At 48.4% G+C, this 15,556-nt stretch carries 9 protein-coding genes and 1 rRNA gene; 6 read left to right on the forward strand and 4 right to left on the reverse strand.

Annotated features, from left to right (window positions below; translation table 11 throughout):
- Positions 1 to 137 precede the first annotated feature (137 nt).
- Both A3849_RS14880 and A3849_RS14885 read right to left on the reverse strand, forming a co-directional pair.
- Positions 138 to 1,418 (reverse strand): glycoside hydrolase family 27 protein, encoded by a 1,281-nt coding sequence (locus A3849_RS14880; RefSeq protein ID WP_074112128.1) that lies wholly within the window; start codon positions 1,416 to 1,418, stop codon positions 138 to 140.
- Between the two features lie 108 nt (positions 1,419 to 1,526).
- The gene (locus tag A3849_RS14885; RefSeq protein WP_074112129.1) at positions 1,527 to 2,408 is read right to left on the reverse strand and encodes an AraC family transcriptional regulator; all 882 of its coding nucleotides are present in this window, start codon (positions 2,406 to 2,408) and stop codon (positions 1,527 to 1,529) included.
- Positions 2,409 to 2,524: 116 nt separating this feature from the next.
- Between A3849_RS14885 and A3849_RS14890 the strand changes: the two genes are divergently transcribed.
- Positions 2,525 to 3,595 (forward strand): SGNH/GDSL hydrolase family protein, encoded by a 1,071-nt coding sequence (locus A3849_RS14890; protein WP_074112130.1) that lies wholly within the window; start codon positions 2,525 to 2,527, stop codon positions 3,593 to 3,595.
- Here the strand turns inward: A3849_RS14890 and A3849_RS14895 are convergent, their stop codons facing one another.
- A complete protein-coding gene (locus A3849_RS14895; protein ID WP_256700778.1) occupies positions 3,596 to 5,539 on the reverse strand; it encodes an ATP-dependent DNA helicase in 1,944 nt (647 codons plus the stop codon).
- A gap of 260 nt (positions 5,540 to 5,799) precedes the next feature.
- On the opposite strand from A3849_RS14895, the gene A3849_RS14900 reads away from it, so the two are divergent.
- The 4 genes from A3849_RS14900 to A3849_RS14915 all read left to right on the forward strand — a co-directional run bounded on the left by A3849_RS14900 (position 5,800) and on the right by A3849_RS14915 (position 10,802).
- Positions 5,800 to 6,999 carry a sensor histidine kinase gene (locus A3849_RS14900; RefSeq protein ID WP_083613516.1) on the forward strand — a complete coding sequence of 400 codons (1,200 nt, stop codon included), beginning with the start codon at positions 5,800 to 5,802 and terminating at the stop codon, positions 6,997 to 6,999.
- Positions 6,996 to 7,649, forward strand: a complete 654-nt coding sequence (locus A3849_RS14905) for a response regulator (RefSeq protein ID WP_074112132.1) — start codon at positions 6,996 to 6,998, stop codon at positions 7,647 to 7,649. Before A3849_RS14900 ends, A3849_RS14905 begins: the two co-directional genes overlap by 4 nt.
- Positions 7,650 to 7,864: 215 nt before the next feature.
- Entirely contained in the window at positions 7,865 to 10,072 is a 2,208-nt protein-coding gene (locus tag A3849_RS14910) for an MMPL family transporter (RefSeq protein ID WP_074112133.1), read from the forward strand.
- Positions 10,073 to 10,097: 25 nt separating this feature from the next.
- Positions 10,098 to 10,802 carry a glycosyltransferase family 2 protein gene (locus tag A3849_RS14915; protein WP_074112134.1) on the forward strand — a complete coding sequence of 235 codons (705 nt, stop codon included), beginning with the start codon at positions 10,098 to 10,100 and terminating at the stop codon, positions 10,800 to 10,802.
- Between the two features lie 196 nt (positions 10,803 to 10,998).
- Here the strand turns inward: A3849_RS14915 and A3849_RS14920 are convergent, their stop codons facing one another.
- Entirely contained in the window at positions 10,999 to 14,580 is a 3,582-nt protein-coding gene (locus A3849_RS14920) for a M14 family metallopeptidase (RefSeq protein ID WP_074112135.1), read from the reverse strand.
- An 852-nt stretch (positions 14,581 to 15,432) separates the two neighbouring features.
- Here A3849_RS14920 and A3849_RS14925 point away from each other — a divergent pair.
- Positions 15,433 to 15,556 (forward strand): 16S ribosomal RNA (locus tag A3849_RS14925); the annotation flags it as partial.

The following is a 15,556-nucleotide window of genomic DNA, read 5'->3' on the forward strand; positions in this document are numbered from 1 at the left end:
TTATTATAGGTTTTCTGGAACAGACAATATGGGAGAAGACATGGAAGGACCTGATCACCATTGGCATAACCCAGGCCTAATCCTCTGCACCAAAAGAAAGCCGGTTTTCCAGACGAATCTGGAGAACCGGCTTTTCTTTACAGGAAGCTATAGAGGCGTACGCCGTGCGGTGGAACAGTGGTCTGCAGCGCACCTGCGGCAAATTCGGCAGGCGTTCCGCTCCACAGCTCGGTGCCGGCGGCTGCGCCACTCAGGCCAAGCTCTTCAAGGGCCAGATCCAACTGCAGCGGGCTTTCGCCAATGTTGAATACAGCAGCGTAACGGGTGCCATCGGAGTGCTCAGCGGTCCAGACAATATGATCATCTTTGCAGAGCGCTTCCCTGGCTCCGTGGCTCTCCCGGTGCATGCGCAGAACCTCACGGTTGGTAAGAAGCGCAAGCGTCCAGTCATCATTGTCCCGCAATTCACCGCCAAAGATGAGCGGCGAGCGGAAGATACTCCAGAGCGACATCATCGTCAGCTGCTCATCACGCGTGAACCGGGTCCAGCGGTCCTCCCCGCCGCCATCCACAGAGCGGATACCAATATGGCCGAGCGGCAGCATATCGCAGTCCGGCCAGCAGCCGGCTTGAGGCACGCCCTGCCATTTCCGGCAACGGTCGAACATATCCAGCAGCAGCGGCCACAGGTCCCAGAAGTCATCTGTAACCCGCCACATGTTGGCATGTCCGGTGAAGAATTCTGCGTATTCCACCGGAGCGGGGCCAGGAGAGAGGCTCAGTACCATGGGCCGGCCGCAGCGCTTAATCGCCTGGGAGATTAGGGCAATCTCAGGCTGATGAGTATCATACAGCCTGGAAGCGGCGATGTCGTCCACCTTTACCAGGTCAACGCCCCACGCTGCATACAGTTCAAAGAGAGAATTATAATACGCCTGCGCCCCTTCTTTGGAGGCGTCCACTCCGTACATATCTGTATTCCATGGACAGATGGAGTTCGTATGTGCAATATCGCGTGCCGTCGCAGTTGTACCCAAGACCGGTGTTGCCGCATGGGCAGCCTGCCGCGGGATACCGCGCATGATATGAATGCCGAATTGCAGTCCAAGACTGTGTAGATAATCGGCTAAGGGCTTGAAGCCAAGGCCCCCCGCTGCGGAAGGGAAGCGGTTCTCGGCGGGCATCAGCCGGGAATATTCATCCATTACCAGCGGAACAAACGGCCGGTATTGTGAAGAATTCGCATAAGGCTCGTACCACTGAATATCAACGGTAATATAGCTCCAGCCGAAGGCTTTGAGGTGTTCTGCCATATACTGCGCATTTCCGCGTATTTCTTCTTCCGTTACGGCTGCGCCGTAGCAGTCCCAGCTGTTCCAGCCCAGTGGCGGAGTAGGTGCTGCAAGCTTGTGATCCATTGTGAATCTCCTTTACTGATGTATTATTGCTCTTTCTAGTTCCATCATAATAAAGGAGATTAGCGATATCTATAGTAATCTTGAGAGTGGTATAGCACTATATTGCGGTTAATCAAAAAACAGCCTGCGGTAGGTTAGGCTTTCGCCCCCGCTTCGGAATTCTCCCGGTGTAAGTCCGGTTAAGCTTCGGAACGCCTTGATGAAATAACTGCCGCTGGAGTAGCCGATCTGCTCAGCAATGGTTTCTATGCTGAGACCGGTGCCTCTGAGCAGCTCCATGGCCTTCTCTATGCGGACACGGGTCAGATATGCTCCGGGAGTCAGACCCGTGCTGGCCGAGAAGCGGCGGATCAGATGGTATTTGGACAGGGCTACATGCTCGGAAAGCTGATCGATGCTGATCATCCGTGAGTAGTTATGCTCAATAAATTCGGCTGCGCGCCTAACGTTCACTGACCAGTTGTCCCTGTTCCGCAGTGTTGTCACTTGCAGCCTGGAGAGCTCTGTCATGAACTGATAGATGCAAGACGAGGCAATAAGAGGGTCGGAGATTCTGCCGGCCGCCGCATCGTTTACAATCATCCGTAAGACCCGGATCGGCGCACAGTCTGCGGGCAGATAAGGAACTTCTCCGGCTTCACGCAAGAACTTGCGAAAGTGGGGCAGAATCAGGTCGGGCCGGAAGAGCAGGAACAGGAATTCCCAAGGCTCTGCTGATTCCGGGTGATAATAATAGCGGTGGGGTCCGGGAATTTCGGCGAGAAAGGCCTGCCCGGCGGTAACACGGTGTGTCCGGTCCCCCGACTCAAATACGCCTTCTCCGGAGAGGGTATATTGGAACAACAGAAGTGGCCCATCGTTCCGTTCCAGACCGTCCCAGCGATAAGAAGGCGTGGAGATCGAATCAGACCCGGCTGCAAATAATACGCACAGCTGGAGCTCCTTATCTTCCGCGAACCGAAAGCCGTAGGTGCCTCTGGGAATGTCCATTATGTCCTCCTAGCAGTAAGTGAAGATGCTTCAGCATTGATTTTAACGCGACTTGTTGAAAACAGAAAGCACCTTTGTTAAGGTTACAAATATAAATGCTGCGAAGGAAGGTTATTATGTCCCCCAAAACTCAAAGTTATAAAGCAACGAATGAACATGTGAAAATCATCGGACGGACTCATTATTCTAACGATGTACTGTGGCTGGCGCTCTCAGGCGGCGGCGTGGAATTTTCCTTCCATGGTACAAAAGCGGAGATCACATTAAGAGGTGATGCTGTTGCCTCATCCGGCAATAATCTCGCTAGAGTCGGCATCAGCGTAAACGGCAAAAGGGTTATTGACGATCAGGTGGATCAACCGCTCCAATCGTATACGGTATTTAAAAGCGAAACTGCGCAGACCGTCACGATAAGGCTCATCAAATTATCAGAGGCGGCGATGTCAACGGTAGGGATTCAGGAAATCGCTGTTGATGCAGCGGATGGAATTAGGCCAACCCCGGATGAAGTACATAAAATTGAATTTATCGGCGACTCCATCACTTGCGGCTATGGCGTTGATGATGAGGTTGGGCTGCATTCTTTTTCCACGGCTACGGAAGATGTTACCAAAACTTATGCTTACCTTACCGCGCAGCAGCTCCATGCTGACTACAGCATGGTTTCGTACAGCGGATACGGCATCATTACAGGCTATACGGAAAACGATCAAAAGCTTACCACGCACCTGATCCCGGATTATTATGAAAAAGTGGGGAAGTCTGAGGGGAAATTTGATGATCGTGTGCTGCCCCAGGATCTGCGCTGGGACTTCAGGAAGTTTGTGCCCGGTCTGATTGTCATTAACCTTGGAACGAATGACGATTCATACACCAAAGAGGATACCAACAAGCAGATGGAATATGCTGATCAATATGTTGAATTTCTAAAAATGGTCAGACGCAACAATCCGCATGCTCCAATTCTGTGTACGCTGGGTATCATGGGAGACAGGCTGTATCCTTTTGTCGAACAAGCCGTGAAACAATATACCCTGCAAACAGGCGACAGTAATATTAATGCAATGAAATTTGATGTGCAGCTGGAAGCTGACGGATACGCAGCCGACTTCCACCCGTCCCAGGCCACTCACCGTAAAGCGGCGGACAAACTGACTGCTCAAATTATAGAACTCATGGAGTGGTGATTAAGAGGGGGAGAGCGGAACACTGCGCTTTATCCCTTTTTCGTTTACGAACTTCTCCAGAACCCTGAAATCCTCGGTAACCTTTTTAAAAGGTAAAGCATCCAGCACCTGTTCCCGGTAATCCTTTTTGGCTGCAGCGGAGAGCCGGGAATCAAGTATGCTGAGTACACCAAGGTCAGTTTCACTGCGGATCAGACGGCCGGTTCCTTGTCTTAACCGAAGCAGCATGTCCGGTACAAACACATCATTCAAGGGATTTTTGGCCAGAGATGCCTTATATTCATAGATAGGATCGGAAGGAACAGGGAAAGGCAGCCGGAAAATGATTAATTGCGACAAATCGGAACCTTCGATATTCACGCCTTCCCAGAATACACCGGTACTAAGAAGGACGCCTTTACTGCCCCGGAATTCAGCGATCACCCCGTCTTGGGACGATCCTTCTCTTTGCACATGAAGCGTCCATGTAAGCTCCTCAGAGTTTAATTTCTCATGGATATACTTCATATCCTCCTTAGCTGAAAAAAGCACCAATGTCCGCCCGCCCGTTAAATTACAGAGTCTCAGCATTTCCTTGTAGGCCGCTTCAAGATAACCTTTCCGGTCCTTATAGTTATAATAGGGGACGTCCTTGGCTATATACATCATGGTGTGGTTGTCATAATCAAACGGTGAAGCCTGGCGCTCCATATAATCTCCCCTGTACCCGAGGGATTCAGTCAGATAAGCGTATTGTTCCTCCAGCGTTTCTCCGCCTTGGCACATGGTTGCTGACGTTAAGATCACGGATGTCTTCCCGTTAAATAAAGTATACTTTAGAAATTGGCTTATGCCCTTTGGACAGATACTGATGGTGCTCTCCCGCTTGCTGTTGCTTGCCCAGATCAGATAGTTGTCCTTTGCTCCGGCGAGTACGTCGAAGAGATCGATAAGTCCGTTCATGGCTTCAAAAGCATTGTCGATTTCCCGCTCACGCCGGGAAGTTAAGACGGAAAGGCTGAGACTGAGCTCTTTCAAAATCTGCACCGCATGTCTTAACGGAATTCCTGTAATCTCCGATACTTTTACCCGGTCATTGTCCTGTTTGGCTGTGTGAAGCAGATCCGCCTCTACCTGTTTAAAGATATGGCCAACGCATCTTTTTACAAATTTGAATTGCCCCATAAGTCCCGGATCTGCGGATTGCTTGAAGAGGATCTGCAAGACGTCGTCCAGTATGCGGCAGGTGCCCTGGAAAGTGAACTCGAGTGTTCCTGCATCTCTAACCTTTGCTTCCAGATTATGAGCTTCATCTATGACGATCAGGGCCGGCCGTTCCGTGATTAAGCCCTTGGTTCCTTCTTTCTTCTTGATCAGATCACGGATAAGCAGGTCCTGGTTTACGATAATGAAATCCATATCGCCGGCGCTGGCATTAATCTTCGCTCTCATCTCGTAGAACGTACATGTGCTTTTATAATGGCAATATTCAAATTTACAGTCATTCACACAAACATTAGACCATACTGCATCACTGGTTCCACCTTCAATGTCCGCTCTTTCATCAATCTCGTAATTCAAAATACGCCCGGCAAGCGTAGACAGAGGGGAGCTTGAATCATCAGACTTGAACAGCTCTGCTGCCCTGTACCGGCAGGCATACTGCCCCATGCCTTTTCCGACAACGGAGCGGACCGTGGTGAATCCGAGACGGCTTCCAATGAATCTGAGATCCTTATGTATCTGTTCTGAAAGCTGGATGGAGGAGGTGGCAATAATGACCGGCTGCCGGGAGACCTGGTTAATGAGCAGGCCGGGAATGAGGTAGGCAAAGGACTTGCCGATGCCGACTCCGGCTTCAATCATCGCGTTATGGCCATTAATATAGGCGTCAGCGATATCCAGAGACATATCCTGCTGGCCGATCCGCTCTTTCAGTCCGATCCTGGGGAATCTGTCATACATCCGGAAGACGGCATTAATTAAAGAGGGTTCGACATCCTTTTTCAGCTCCCGCTTCTGTAATTTATAGAGATCATTTAACCAACTGATGACGACCGCCCCTTTTCTATATCAATGATCTTCCTGCTGGAGTATTTTGGTGAGGTTGTAATTATCTTCGATGCTACCTGAACAGTCAAGTGTCGGACTCTATCAAAGCCTTAATGAAGCTGTATCATCAGTAAGAAAGTCATATATAATGGATGATAAGGAGGGTTGTCTAAGTGAAAGAACAAAGAGCTGGAATGCAATCTATTAATGAATTGTTCACATCCAGACATTCCGTTTTGATCTGGATGTCAACGGTTTATGTATCGGCAATAATCATGCAGTTTTTTAAGGACCCTTTGATTTTATCCAGTTCAGTTTTCACTTGTCTTTTCACGGTTCATGTCTTAATACACTGGAACTCATTTCGGATTAGGACCAACAAGCAATTCTGGTTATACTTTTCGATCCAAGGCATCCTGATTTACTTATGCGCGATTCTGATGCCAGACGGTTATCAAGCTGTTTTAATTGGACTGCTTCCAGTCTTGGTCGCTCAAAGTCTGGGTTTTTCCTATCGGATTAAAAGAGTCGTTCTCGTTGCCTTTATCAGTATTATCTTGTTTTTTGATGCAATGCTTACTTTAGGAGATACGGATGAACTCATATTATTCCTACCCTTTTTTACCCTGATGCTGATTATCGTTGTGGCCTATGCCCTGTTGTTCTTTCAGCAGGTTCACGAAAGGCTCAAGACCCAGAATTTCTTGCGGGATCTTCAGGAGGCCCACAAGAAGGTGGAGGAGTTAACGCTCTCCAATGAACGTCAACGTATGGCTCGCGATCTGCACGATACCCTGGCACAGGGGGTGGCAGGATTAATTATGCAACTCGAAGCCGCAGATGCGCACATGGCACAAGGCCGTACGGAGCGGACTCAGGAAATCATCAAGCAGTCCATGAAACAGGCCCGCACAACCTTGGCAGAAGCCCGCCGGGCTATTGATAATCTTCGGGCGAAATCAGCGTCCGAGATTGATTTTAGGGAAGCTGTTGACGATGAGGTGCAGCATTTTACGGAGGCCACAGGTATAGCCGTTGAAACGCACCTTACATTCGACAAACGCTTGTCCAGGATGGTAATGGAGCACAGTCTGCATATTGTGAAGGAGTGTCTCACCAACATTGCCCGGCATGCCAAGGCTGACAAGGTATGGGTTACCCTGTCTGATCAAAGTGGCCTGTTATTTATGGAGATCAGGGATAACGGATCTGGGTTCAATACGGACGCTATTGGAAAGGAAGCCGGACATTATGGTCTACTGGGCCTCCAGGAACGGGTGCGGCTGATTGGAGGAGAAATGAAAGTGCGCAGCAGTCCAGCAGGCACGAGTATACAAATTGAGGTATCATTCACCGAGGGAGAATCTATATGAACCGGTATAAAATCCTGATCGTAGACGATCATTTCGTTGTCAGGGAAGGCTTGAAGCTGATTATGGAAACCGACGAACGGTTTCAAATTGTCGGGGAAGCAGGAAACGGACAGGAGGCAATACACCTCATTGATGAGTTACAGCCGGACGTTGTCCTCATGGACTTAAATATGCCGGTGATGAGCGGACTGGAAGCAATGAAGGTATTGAAAAGCAAGAACAGCCCTGTTCCGGTAATCATTCTGACGACCTATAACGAGGATGATCTAATGATTAACGGTCTGGCTTTGGGGGCGAGGGGATACCTGCTAAAGGACACAAGCCGGGAGAATCTGTTCAGAAATATTGAATCTGCGGTGAGAGGGGAGACCTTACTTACGTCAGAGATTATGGAAAGAGTAATAGCCACCCGTGAGAATTACAAGACTTCTAACACTGCTAATGAGGAAGCCTCTATGCTGACCGATAAAGAGACTCAAATTCTGCAGAGCGTAGCTCAGGGTTTCAAAAGCAAGGAAATCGCCTCAGATATGGGAATTGCAGAACGAACGGTAAAAGCACATTTAACGAGTATTTACAACAAACTTGGAGTGGACTCGCGGTCTCAGGCGGTGGCTATCGGTCTGGAACGAGGGATCTTACATATGTAACTTGGACATGCGAAGGAATTCTTTCGCATGTTTTTGTTTTTTTATATTCACATTTTAAAGCGAGGCCCCACGGTATGTGTAGGGCTTTTTCTTTTGGACTAAAGGGCTGCCCGAAAGGGCAAATGCGGTCTGCCCGTTTGGACGATGTTGAACAGTTAGCCGGTCTGTAAGATTAAGACATAGATAAAACCTTAGTAAAGAGGAGCGATACTGAAATGGCTAAATTATTATACCGGCTGGGGTTTTGGTCAGCGAAGAACCGGATTAAAGTCCTTATAGGAAGTATTACTCTGTTAGTAATAGCCGCTATTGTGGCGCTGTCGATGGGAATCCATTTTGGTGAGGAGACCAGTATACCCGGGCTTGCCTCGCAAAAAACGCTTGAAGTTATGGAAAAGGAATTTCCAAACCCACAGGGTAACCTTGGCAAGACCCAGCTGGTGCTGAAAGCACCGGACAATGAGACCTTATCCTCTGAAGCAGCTCAGCAGCTTATAACCGCAAAGCTCAAAGAAGTGGCAGCGGATCAGGAGGTTTCTTCGGTTGTAGGTCCGTACGAGAACCATTCGTTAAATGCGGACAGCACTATTGGCTATGCCACAATTACTTATAAAGTTCCGGGTGCAGATGTCACCGACGTTTCGAAGGATTCAGTGAATCAGATTGCCGAAAGTCTGCGGGATGCGGGCTGGCAGGCCGAACTGATCGGAGACGGCTATGTGAAAATGGCAACCAGCAGTCCTACCGAAGGTCTCGGAGTTTTGCTGGCCCTGGTAATTCTTACAGTAGCATTAGGTTCTATCATTACTGGCGTTCTGCCGATCCTTACAGCGGGTTTAGGCCTAGGCTTCGGGATTATGCTGATTATTATCGGAACCAGTTTCTTAGATATTCCTTCGTTTGCCTTATCGCTGGCCGGGATGCTGGGACTGGCTGTGGGCATTGACTATGCACTGTTCATTATCGCCAGATACCGGCAGCAGCTTGCCGAAGGCTACGAAAGACGGGAAGCAATTGCCATCGCGAACGGAACAGCCGGGAGTGCGGTTGTGTTTGCTGGAGTAACGGTCATTATTGCGCTTGTCGGGTTTTCATTCGTTGGAGTACCGTTCCTTACCGCTATGGGTACAGCTGGAGCACTTACTGTATTGACCGCAATCCTTATGACTATATTCGTCGTACCGGCGATTCTGGAAATGCTGGGGAGCAAGGTTAAAGTGCCCACCAAGCGTTCCAAGCGCAAAGGAAGCAATCAGAAGCCGGCAAGCCGCGCCAATCTGTGGGGAAGATTTGTTACCGGGCAGCCCTTAATGGCTGTAGTACTGGGTGTAGCCCTGCTGGCAACGATTGCTTTGCCCTTCTTCCACATGGAGACGGGGCTCGGTAATGATGGGCAAAAATCTCCGGATAAAACCGAACGGCGGGCCTACGATCTCCTGTCCGAAGCCTACGGTGAGGGATACCATGGTCCGTTAGTCATTCTGGCCGAAACGGATGGCGGTAAAGAGGCAGCAGCTAATCTCAATAAAGTTATTGAAGAAGTAAAAACTTATCCCAATGTCGCGATGGTAAACCCGGCAGTCACTGGACCTTCCGGAAAAATCTCGCTGATTACTGTTATGCCGACAACGGGACCCAATGATTCGGAAACCATAGACCTTGTCCATCTGATTCGTGATAAGGCGCCGGAAATAGAACGGCAGGATCTTATTAAGATCGGTGTAACCGGCAGCACAGCTGTCAACATCGACATCACCCAGAAATTAAACCAGGCATTGCCTAAATTTTGCATAATCATTGTCGGCTTGGCCTTTGTACTGCTTATGCTGGTATTCCGTTCGATTCTCGTTCCGATCAAGGCAGTGCTCGGATTCATCCTGTCGCTTGGTGCAACCCTGGGATTCGTTACCTATGTCGTTCAAGATGGACATTTCCAGAATCTGTTCAACTTCTATACCAAGGCACCGGTGTTTAATTTCCTGCCAATCATTGTAGTCGGCGTCCTGTTCGGTCTGGCGATGGATTACGAAGTATTCCTGGTCAGCCGGATGCGTGAGGAATTCAAGAAGAGCGGCGATGCCAAAAAGTCCGTTCTTGCCGGTATCCGCAACAGCGGCGGAGTCGTAACGGCAGCAGGCCTGATCATGGTTGCAGTCTTTACCGGATTCATTCTCGCAGAAGAGCCTATGGTTAAGGTTATGGGGTTGGCGCTCGCCTTCGGTGTTCTCTTTGACGCTTTCATTGTCCGGCTGCTCATTGTTCCCGGCGTGATGACCTTGCTTGGGAAGTCGGCATGGTATTTTCCAAAATGGCTGGACCGCTTGCTTCCGAATCTCGATGTGGAGGGTGAAGGAGTGATGGAGGAAGTGGAGAAGAAACGTCTGGCTGCAGAGATTGAACCTAAAGTCAGACTCCTTGGCTAATAATCTTACTCAGAGGTGTCAAGTTATGATCTGCCTTTCGGTGGTCGCACCTGTCTATAACGAAGAGGGAAATATATATGATCTGTACTTAAGCATCACTGATGCGTTAAAGGGAAGAATAGAAAGCTATGAAATTATCCTGGTAAATGACGGAAGCAGGGATCAAAGTGCAGTCCTTCTGGATGAAATCGCGCGGATAGATGAAGCTGTAAAGGTTATCCATTTTGAGCGGAATTACGGGCAAACAGCTGCGATCTGGGCCGGAATGAAGAACTCAACAGGCGAATTAATTGCTCTTATGGATGCAGACCTGCAGACAGATCCCAAGGATATTTTTAGACTCATGCCCTTTATTGAAAAGATAGACTTTGTAAACGGGAAAAGGAGGGATCGTAAAGATGCCATACTTAAGAAAATATCTTCGCGTATCGGTTATGGCATCCGCAACTTCATTACCGGAGATTCTATTTATGATACAGACTGTCCGATGAAGCTTTTTAAGCGTGAGGTTGCTGACAGCCTTCATTTATATAAAGGAATGCATCGTTTTCTGCCGATAATGGCGAAGATGAACGGATTTTCGGTTATTGAAGTCTCCGTAACCCATCAGGAAAGGAAGCATGGCGTATCCAATTATGGGGTGTTGAATCGAGCGTTCGTAGGTTTGATGGATGCCATTTTGATTGGCTGGCTCAAAAAAAGAGTAATCCTGTACCGGATTAAGAAATAATGGCCTCTATCTGACAACAGCGTTCGAATAAGTCCTACCCCCGGCAGCGTCAAATCGCACAGGACCGAAAAGAGGCTTGCAGAAGAAACGAGAACATTCGATGATACGCAGCCTGCACCAGGACAAACAGGGATGCCCCTAAGCCATTATCGGCTGGGGCATCCCTGTTCACATTCACTGCAGTAATTGTTTCGGTTTATTGCAAATTGATGATATTGCTGATTATAACAGCGGCTTGGGCACGGTTCGCAATACCTTTTGGAGCAAACGTGTCCTCTGTCATGCCCTTCACAATTCCTTCCTTGGTGAGCAAAGCAACCGCATTTTTACCATAGGAAGCAATGGTCAATTTGTCTTTGAAGTTCGCTAGTGCGGCATCAGCATCGGGAACGGATTTGCCTTTAAACTTCGTCAGTGCGTTCGCGGCGATAATCGCCATCTCCTCACGTGTGATGGAGCGGTTGGGTTCAAACTTGCCCCCTCCTACACCGTTCACCAGACCACTCTCAACACCAGCAGCAATATAGCTGTAGGCCCAATTCGCAGGTTTTACATCATTAAAGTCAGCGGCAGCCTTCTCCAGCGGCAGGTTGAAGGCACGGACGATCATGGTGATGAATTCGGCACGGGTCACTTCCTTAAGCGGTGCGAATGAGTTGCCGCCTACACCATTAATGATGCCTTTAGCCGTCAATTCTTCGATAGCAGATGCTGCCCATGCTACTTTGCCAAGATCCGTGAAATTGGCTCCCAGAGTAGGTGTAGCTGTTGGCTGCTGAGTAGCCGGAACTCCAGTTGGAGCCGGAGCCCCAGTTGGTGCTGGTGTTGCAGTTGGAACGGGTATACCAGAACCCGGGTTAGATGATGAAGCTGGTTCCGGCTCAAGCACACCGTTGTCCATACCGTCAGCTTCCAAAGCTGCCGGAGCCGATGCATAGATCGCGTTCGCCAGTAATCTGAACTGGTTCTGCGGATGATATTTATTGAGGAGATCGTTCGCGAACAATGTCACATGGATATTATCCTTTTGGTAATTCAGTGCCAGGACCTGCCCCTTAGCAGCATCGCTGTTCGGCCACCATCCGGCTTTGAAGAAATCTTCGCCCGTTCCGTATTTCGCCAGTACTTCAGCGCCTTCCGGAACAGCCGTGATATAAGCGGCAGACACGGTATACAGATACTCTTTATCTGCATAAGGAGCGGTAATTACGCTGTCCTGCGAGAGGGTTGCCTGGAACAAGCCTTCATGTGCTGCCCCTCTGTTCGATTGATTCACCGGATTGGAGTAATCCAAGCCCGGCAAGAGATTCAGAGATTTAATACTGCTCAGCATCGTACGTCCGTATCCGATGAACGGTTTACCGCCGGCAATCAAGCCCGTACCGGCATTGACCAGTACGTCTGCAGCAGCCGTATCGGTAGTCACTTTAAATCCAAGATCGGACAATATAAATGAAGGTGCTCCGGCAATGCCCACATTCGCCGGCTTGAGCAGCTTGCCTGTCTTGTCCCCTGATGCGCCGAAAGGCACTAGGTCGAGCAGGTATTTGGAAGCTACTGTTCTGAGATTAGATCTGGAGACCAGGAAGCTTCCCTTTTCATACCCGGTTCCACCATTGGAGAGCAAAGTTACGGCCTTTTTGTTCGCAAGCAATTCGTTAACTGCCTTGACCGCATCATTATTGCTGTTGCGGATGACGTAATTCTGCTCAAAACGGTATTGATTCAGGTCTGTCGCGGGAATGACGATACTGCCAACCTGCTGGGTTTTGCCGGAGAAGATCCCTGTGCTGCGGCTGATATACCGGTCAAACCCCCGCATATCCGCGAAATTCTGTACGGTATCGGAATACATGGCATCGAAGTCGGATACATTCAGTCCATCATACAAGACAAGGTTGGCATAGCCGCGTTTAGCCTGATGCATGTTCACTACGTAGGTTCCTGCCGGATAAGTGATACCATCCACGCTTACTGGAGTGACAGTCTTCTCAACCTTCACACCGTTGCGAAGCAGGTATTGCACCATTTTGTAGGTTTCCAGCTCGTTCTTTTGCAGATCCTTGGCTACCGGGAGCACATAATATTCAGGGAAAAAGTTCGTTTCCTTCGTCTCACGCTCACGTCCGATTGATTCATATTTACCGTTGACCAAATACTTGTCAACCTCTTTGTGGTCTTCGTTATTGATTCCGCGTTTGAAAATCTCAAGCTGGTTCAGGAACAGTTTCTCTTTGTTGTCCTGTACATAGCTTGTGGCAGCAAGTGCCGCATAATAGAAGGCGTCAAGGGAATCTTCATTCAGCTCCGGCACCTCAATCGTATGTCCAAGGGCACCTTGATGCATGGCATAGACAGCGGTGTAAGCTGGTGATGCATCATCCCATCCGGTTGCATTACCGTAAGGATTAGCATACTCCGGATCATTTTTTAGTTTCTCGGCTTCCAGATAAGGAATGTGGTATGCATCATATTTGGTATTACTGATTCCGGCATTACCCATGGCTGTGGCCTGTTCAAGCATATTGTCCATAACCAGATCGTATTCGATGTTCGGATCATGCGGCGGTGTACAAGGCTCGATCAGGAACCCGCTCACGAAACCGTGCATGTCCAGGAAGCTCAGCGGTGTCCATTTGGCGATTTGCGCTGTAACTGCCTGAGTCTCCGGTTGTGTCTGGTAGGAGTTGTCGCGGTTCGGGTCAAGCAGCGTAGAAGTTGCACGTGTGTTGAGCGCACGGCCATCCGGATTCTCCACATAATCGAGCAGGAAAATCACATTGTCCAGCGCCTTGTCGATGTCCAGTGCAACCGGAACAACATTGCCGTTCGTATCAGTCGTATCATAGTTCACGATTTTCTGGGTCATTAGCGTATCCAAAAACTTAATAATAACGTCTACACCATTGGCTTCATCTGCATGGATGTTGTTCAACCAGATCGGTACTTTATAATTTTGCAACTGGCCGTTTTTGATCATCTCCTGCAATGCAGCAGGGTCATTGTTCATCAGCGGCAGTGTTTCGTTCAAATATTGGTCTACGGACGCTTTGTCCTTAGCGACGATGGAGAAGTGGATCGCCCGTCCCTGCTTGGACGTTCCAATCTGCTGATACTCCACATAACGGCCGTATTTATTGTTGCTGCTCGCAGTAATTTTATCAATCGCCGGTTTAATTTCATCATATGTATGATAGGTATCATACGGGTTCAGCTTCACTTGCTGCTGTGCCAGCATATCGCCGTTAGGAGTAGTCGCTGTCAGGTTATAGGTCCCTGCAAGCTTCACGTACTCAGCCCGGATACCGGTAAGTGAAAGGTTGGAGCCGAAGGGCATATCGAAGTATACCAGAGCGGTTACCGTTGCAGGTGAGATAGGCGCATAGGTTACTTTTACGAACGGGTCTCCCGTATAGGCTCTAACATTCGAAGTATTGTTCCATTTTTTCCATTGTGCCAGAGGCTTCATTTCTTCTGCTGTTCTGCCGAATTTCCAGGTAATCTGGTCTGCAGTCAGACCTTCAGGAAGGGTGAGCGTAACCGGCAGTGTCCTGGCCTCGGTCATTGAGGCTTGATAGACTTCTGTTGATACGGTAGGTACAGCTGTTTGATAGACTTCCGAAGTAACCGTAGATGAAACGCCGGAATCGGTGGACGCAGGAACTCCCAGAACTTGAGACTGTGCTTCAGCAGCGGCTTCTCCAGCATAGGCAGCAGGAAGGATTCCAGACAACGTGAGGGTTAACGCAATGAATAAGGATAATAATTTCTTGGACATTATTTACCTCCCAGTGATTTCTCTATTTATTGGTTTGCTAGTAAAACGGATGACTCCAGCATATCTGATTTATGCAATCCTCCCATCTATTCGAACCGCAATGCTCCCATGAATTTGTTATATTCACATCACGTGTAACGAATTAATATACATAAAATATATTTATTATTCATTTGAAATAATATAATATAGCATTTTATTCAAAAGCGGAAGCTTTTTCATAGATTAGAGCAGAAAATATATATTCTATTGAATGTTAGCTATATTAAGGTGAATTCTACTTAAGTGACCGCCTGATAGATTGGGATTTGAACAGCACGCGATCTTGGGTAAGTTTCTATTTCGGCTTTTAAAGCTGTCAGAGTAGTTTGGTATAGAAGACGGGGGAATTCTAAAAATCAGTTTAGAGAAGCGGTTAGTGTAATATTGAACGATCTTGCCCGGTGAGGATTTATTGTTACGGGAGGGGAAAGTTAAAGGCAGCCTTATGCAACATCCATAAAGATGATTTGAGCTTGATTATTATCCAATCGTTGAACTATATCTTTTGATTTTAAATGGTAAAAATTACAGGTTGCATGATATAGGGAGTTCGAGGTATATTATTAGTCCGGCCAAGAAACATCAACGCCGAGCTCGATAAGAAATTGAAAAAAAGAGCTTGCATTACCCGGCCGAACGTGATATATTATAAGAGTTGCTGGTGACGAGATAATCGGCGCCGACGACGAGCTTGATCTTTGAAAACTGAACAACGAGTGAGTGGGATTTCACGCAAGTGAGATCCAAAAATAGAGAATATTTTATTCTCGTCAGATGTTTCAAAATGAGCAATCGCTCTTTCTAAATACCAATTTGGAGAGTTTGATCCTGGCTCAGGACGAACGCTGGCGGCGTGCCTAATACATGCAAGTCGAGCGGAGCTTATCCTTCGGGGTAAGCTTAGCGGCGGACGGGTGAGTAACACGTAGGCAAC

The sequence above is a fragment of the Paenibacillus sp. P46E genome, assembly GCF_001909095.1.
Lineage (GTDB): Bacteria > Bacillota > Bacilli > Paenibacillales > Paenibacillaceae > Paenibacillus_AQ > Paenibacillus_AQ helianthi.

Coding starts and splice junctions, on each gene's coding strand:
- A3849_RS14910 (WP_074112133.1), top strand. CDS start 7,865: ATGGCTAAATTATTATACCGGCTGGGGTTTTGGTCAGCGAAGAACCGG.
- A3849_RS14905 (WP_074112132.1), top strand. CDS start 6,996: ATGAACCGGTATAAAATCCTGATCGTAGACGATCATTTCGTTGTCAGG.
- A3849_RS14880 (WP_074112128.1), bottom strand. CDS start 1,418: ATGGATCACAAGCTTGCAGCACCTACTCCGCCACTGGGCTGGAACAGC.
- A3849_RS14915 (WP_074112134.1), top strand. CDS start 10,098: ATGATCTGCCTTTCGGTGGTCGCACCTGTCTATAACGAAGAGGGAAAT.
- A3849_RS14895 (WP_256700778.1), bottom strand. CDS start 5,539: ATGTATGACAGATTCCCCAGGATCGGACTGAAAGAGCGGATCGGCCAG.
- A3849_RS14920 (WP_074112135.1), bottom strand. CDS start 14,580: ATGTCCAAGAAATTATTATCCTTATTCATTGCGTTAACCCTCACGTTG.
- A3849_RS14890 (WP_074112130.1), top strand. CDS start 2,525: ATGTCCCCCAAAACTCAAAGTTATAAAGCAACGAATGAACATGTGAAA.
- A3849_RS14885 (WP_074112129.1), bottom strand. CDS start 2,408: ATGGACATTCCCAGAGGCACCTACGGCTTTCGGTTCGCGGAAGATAAG.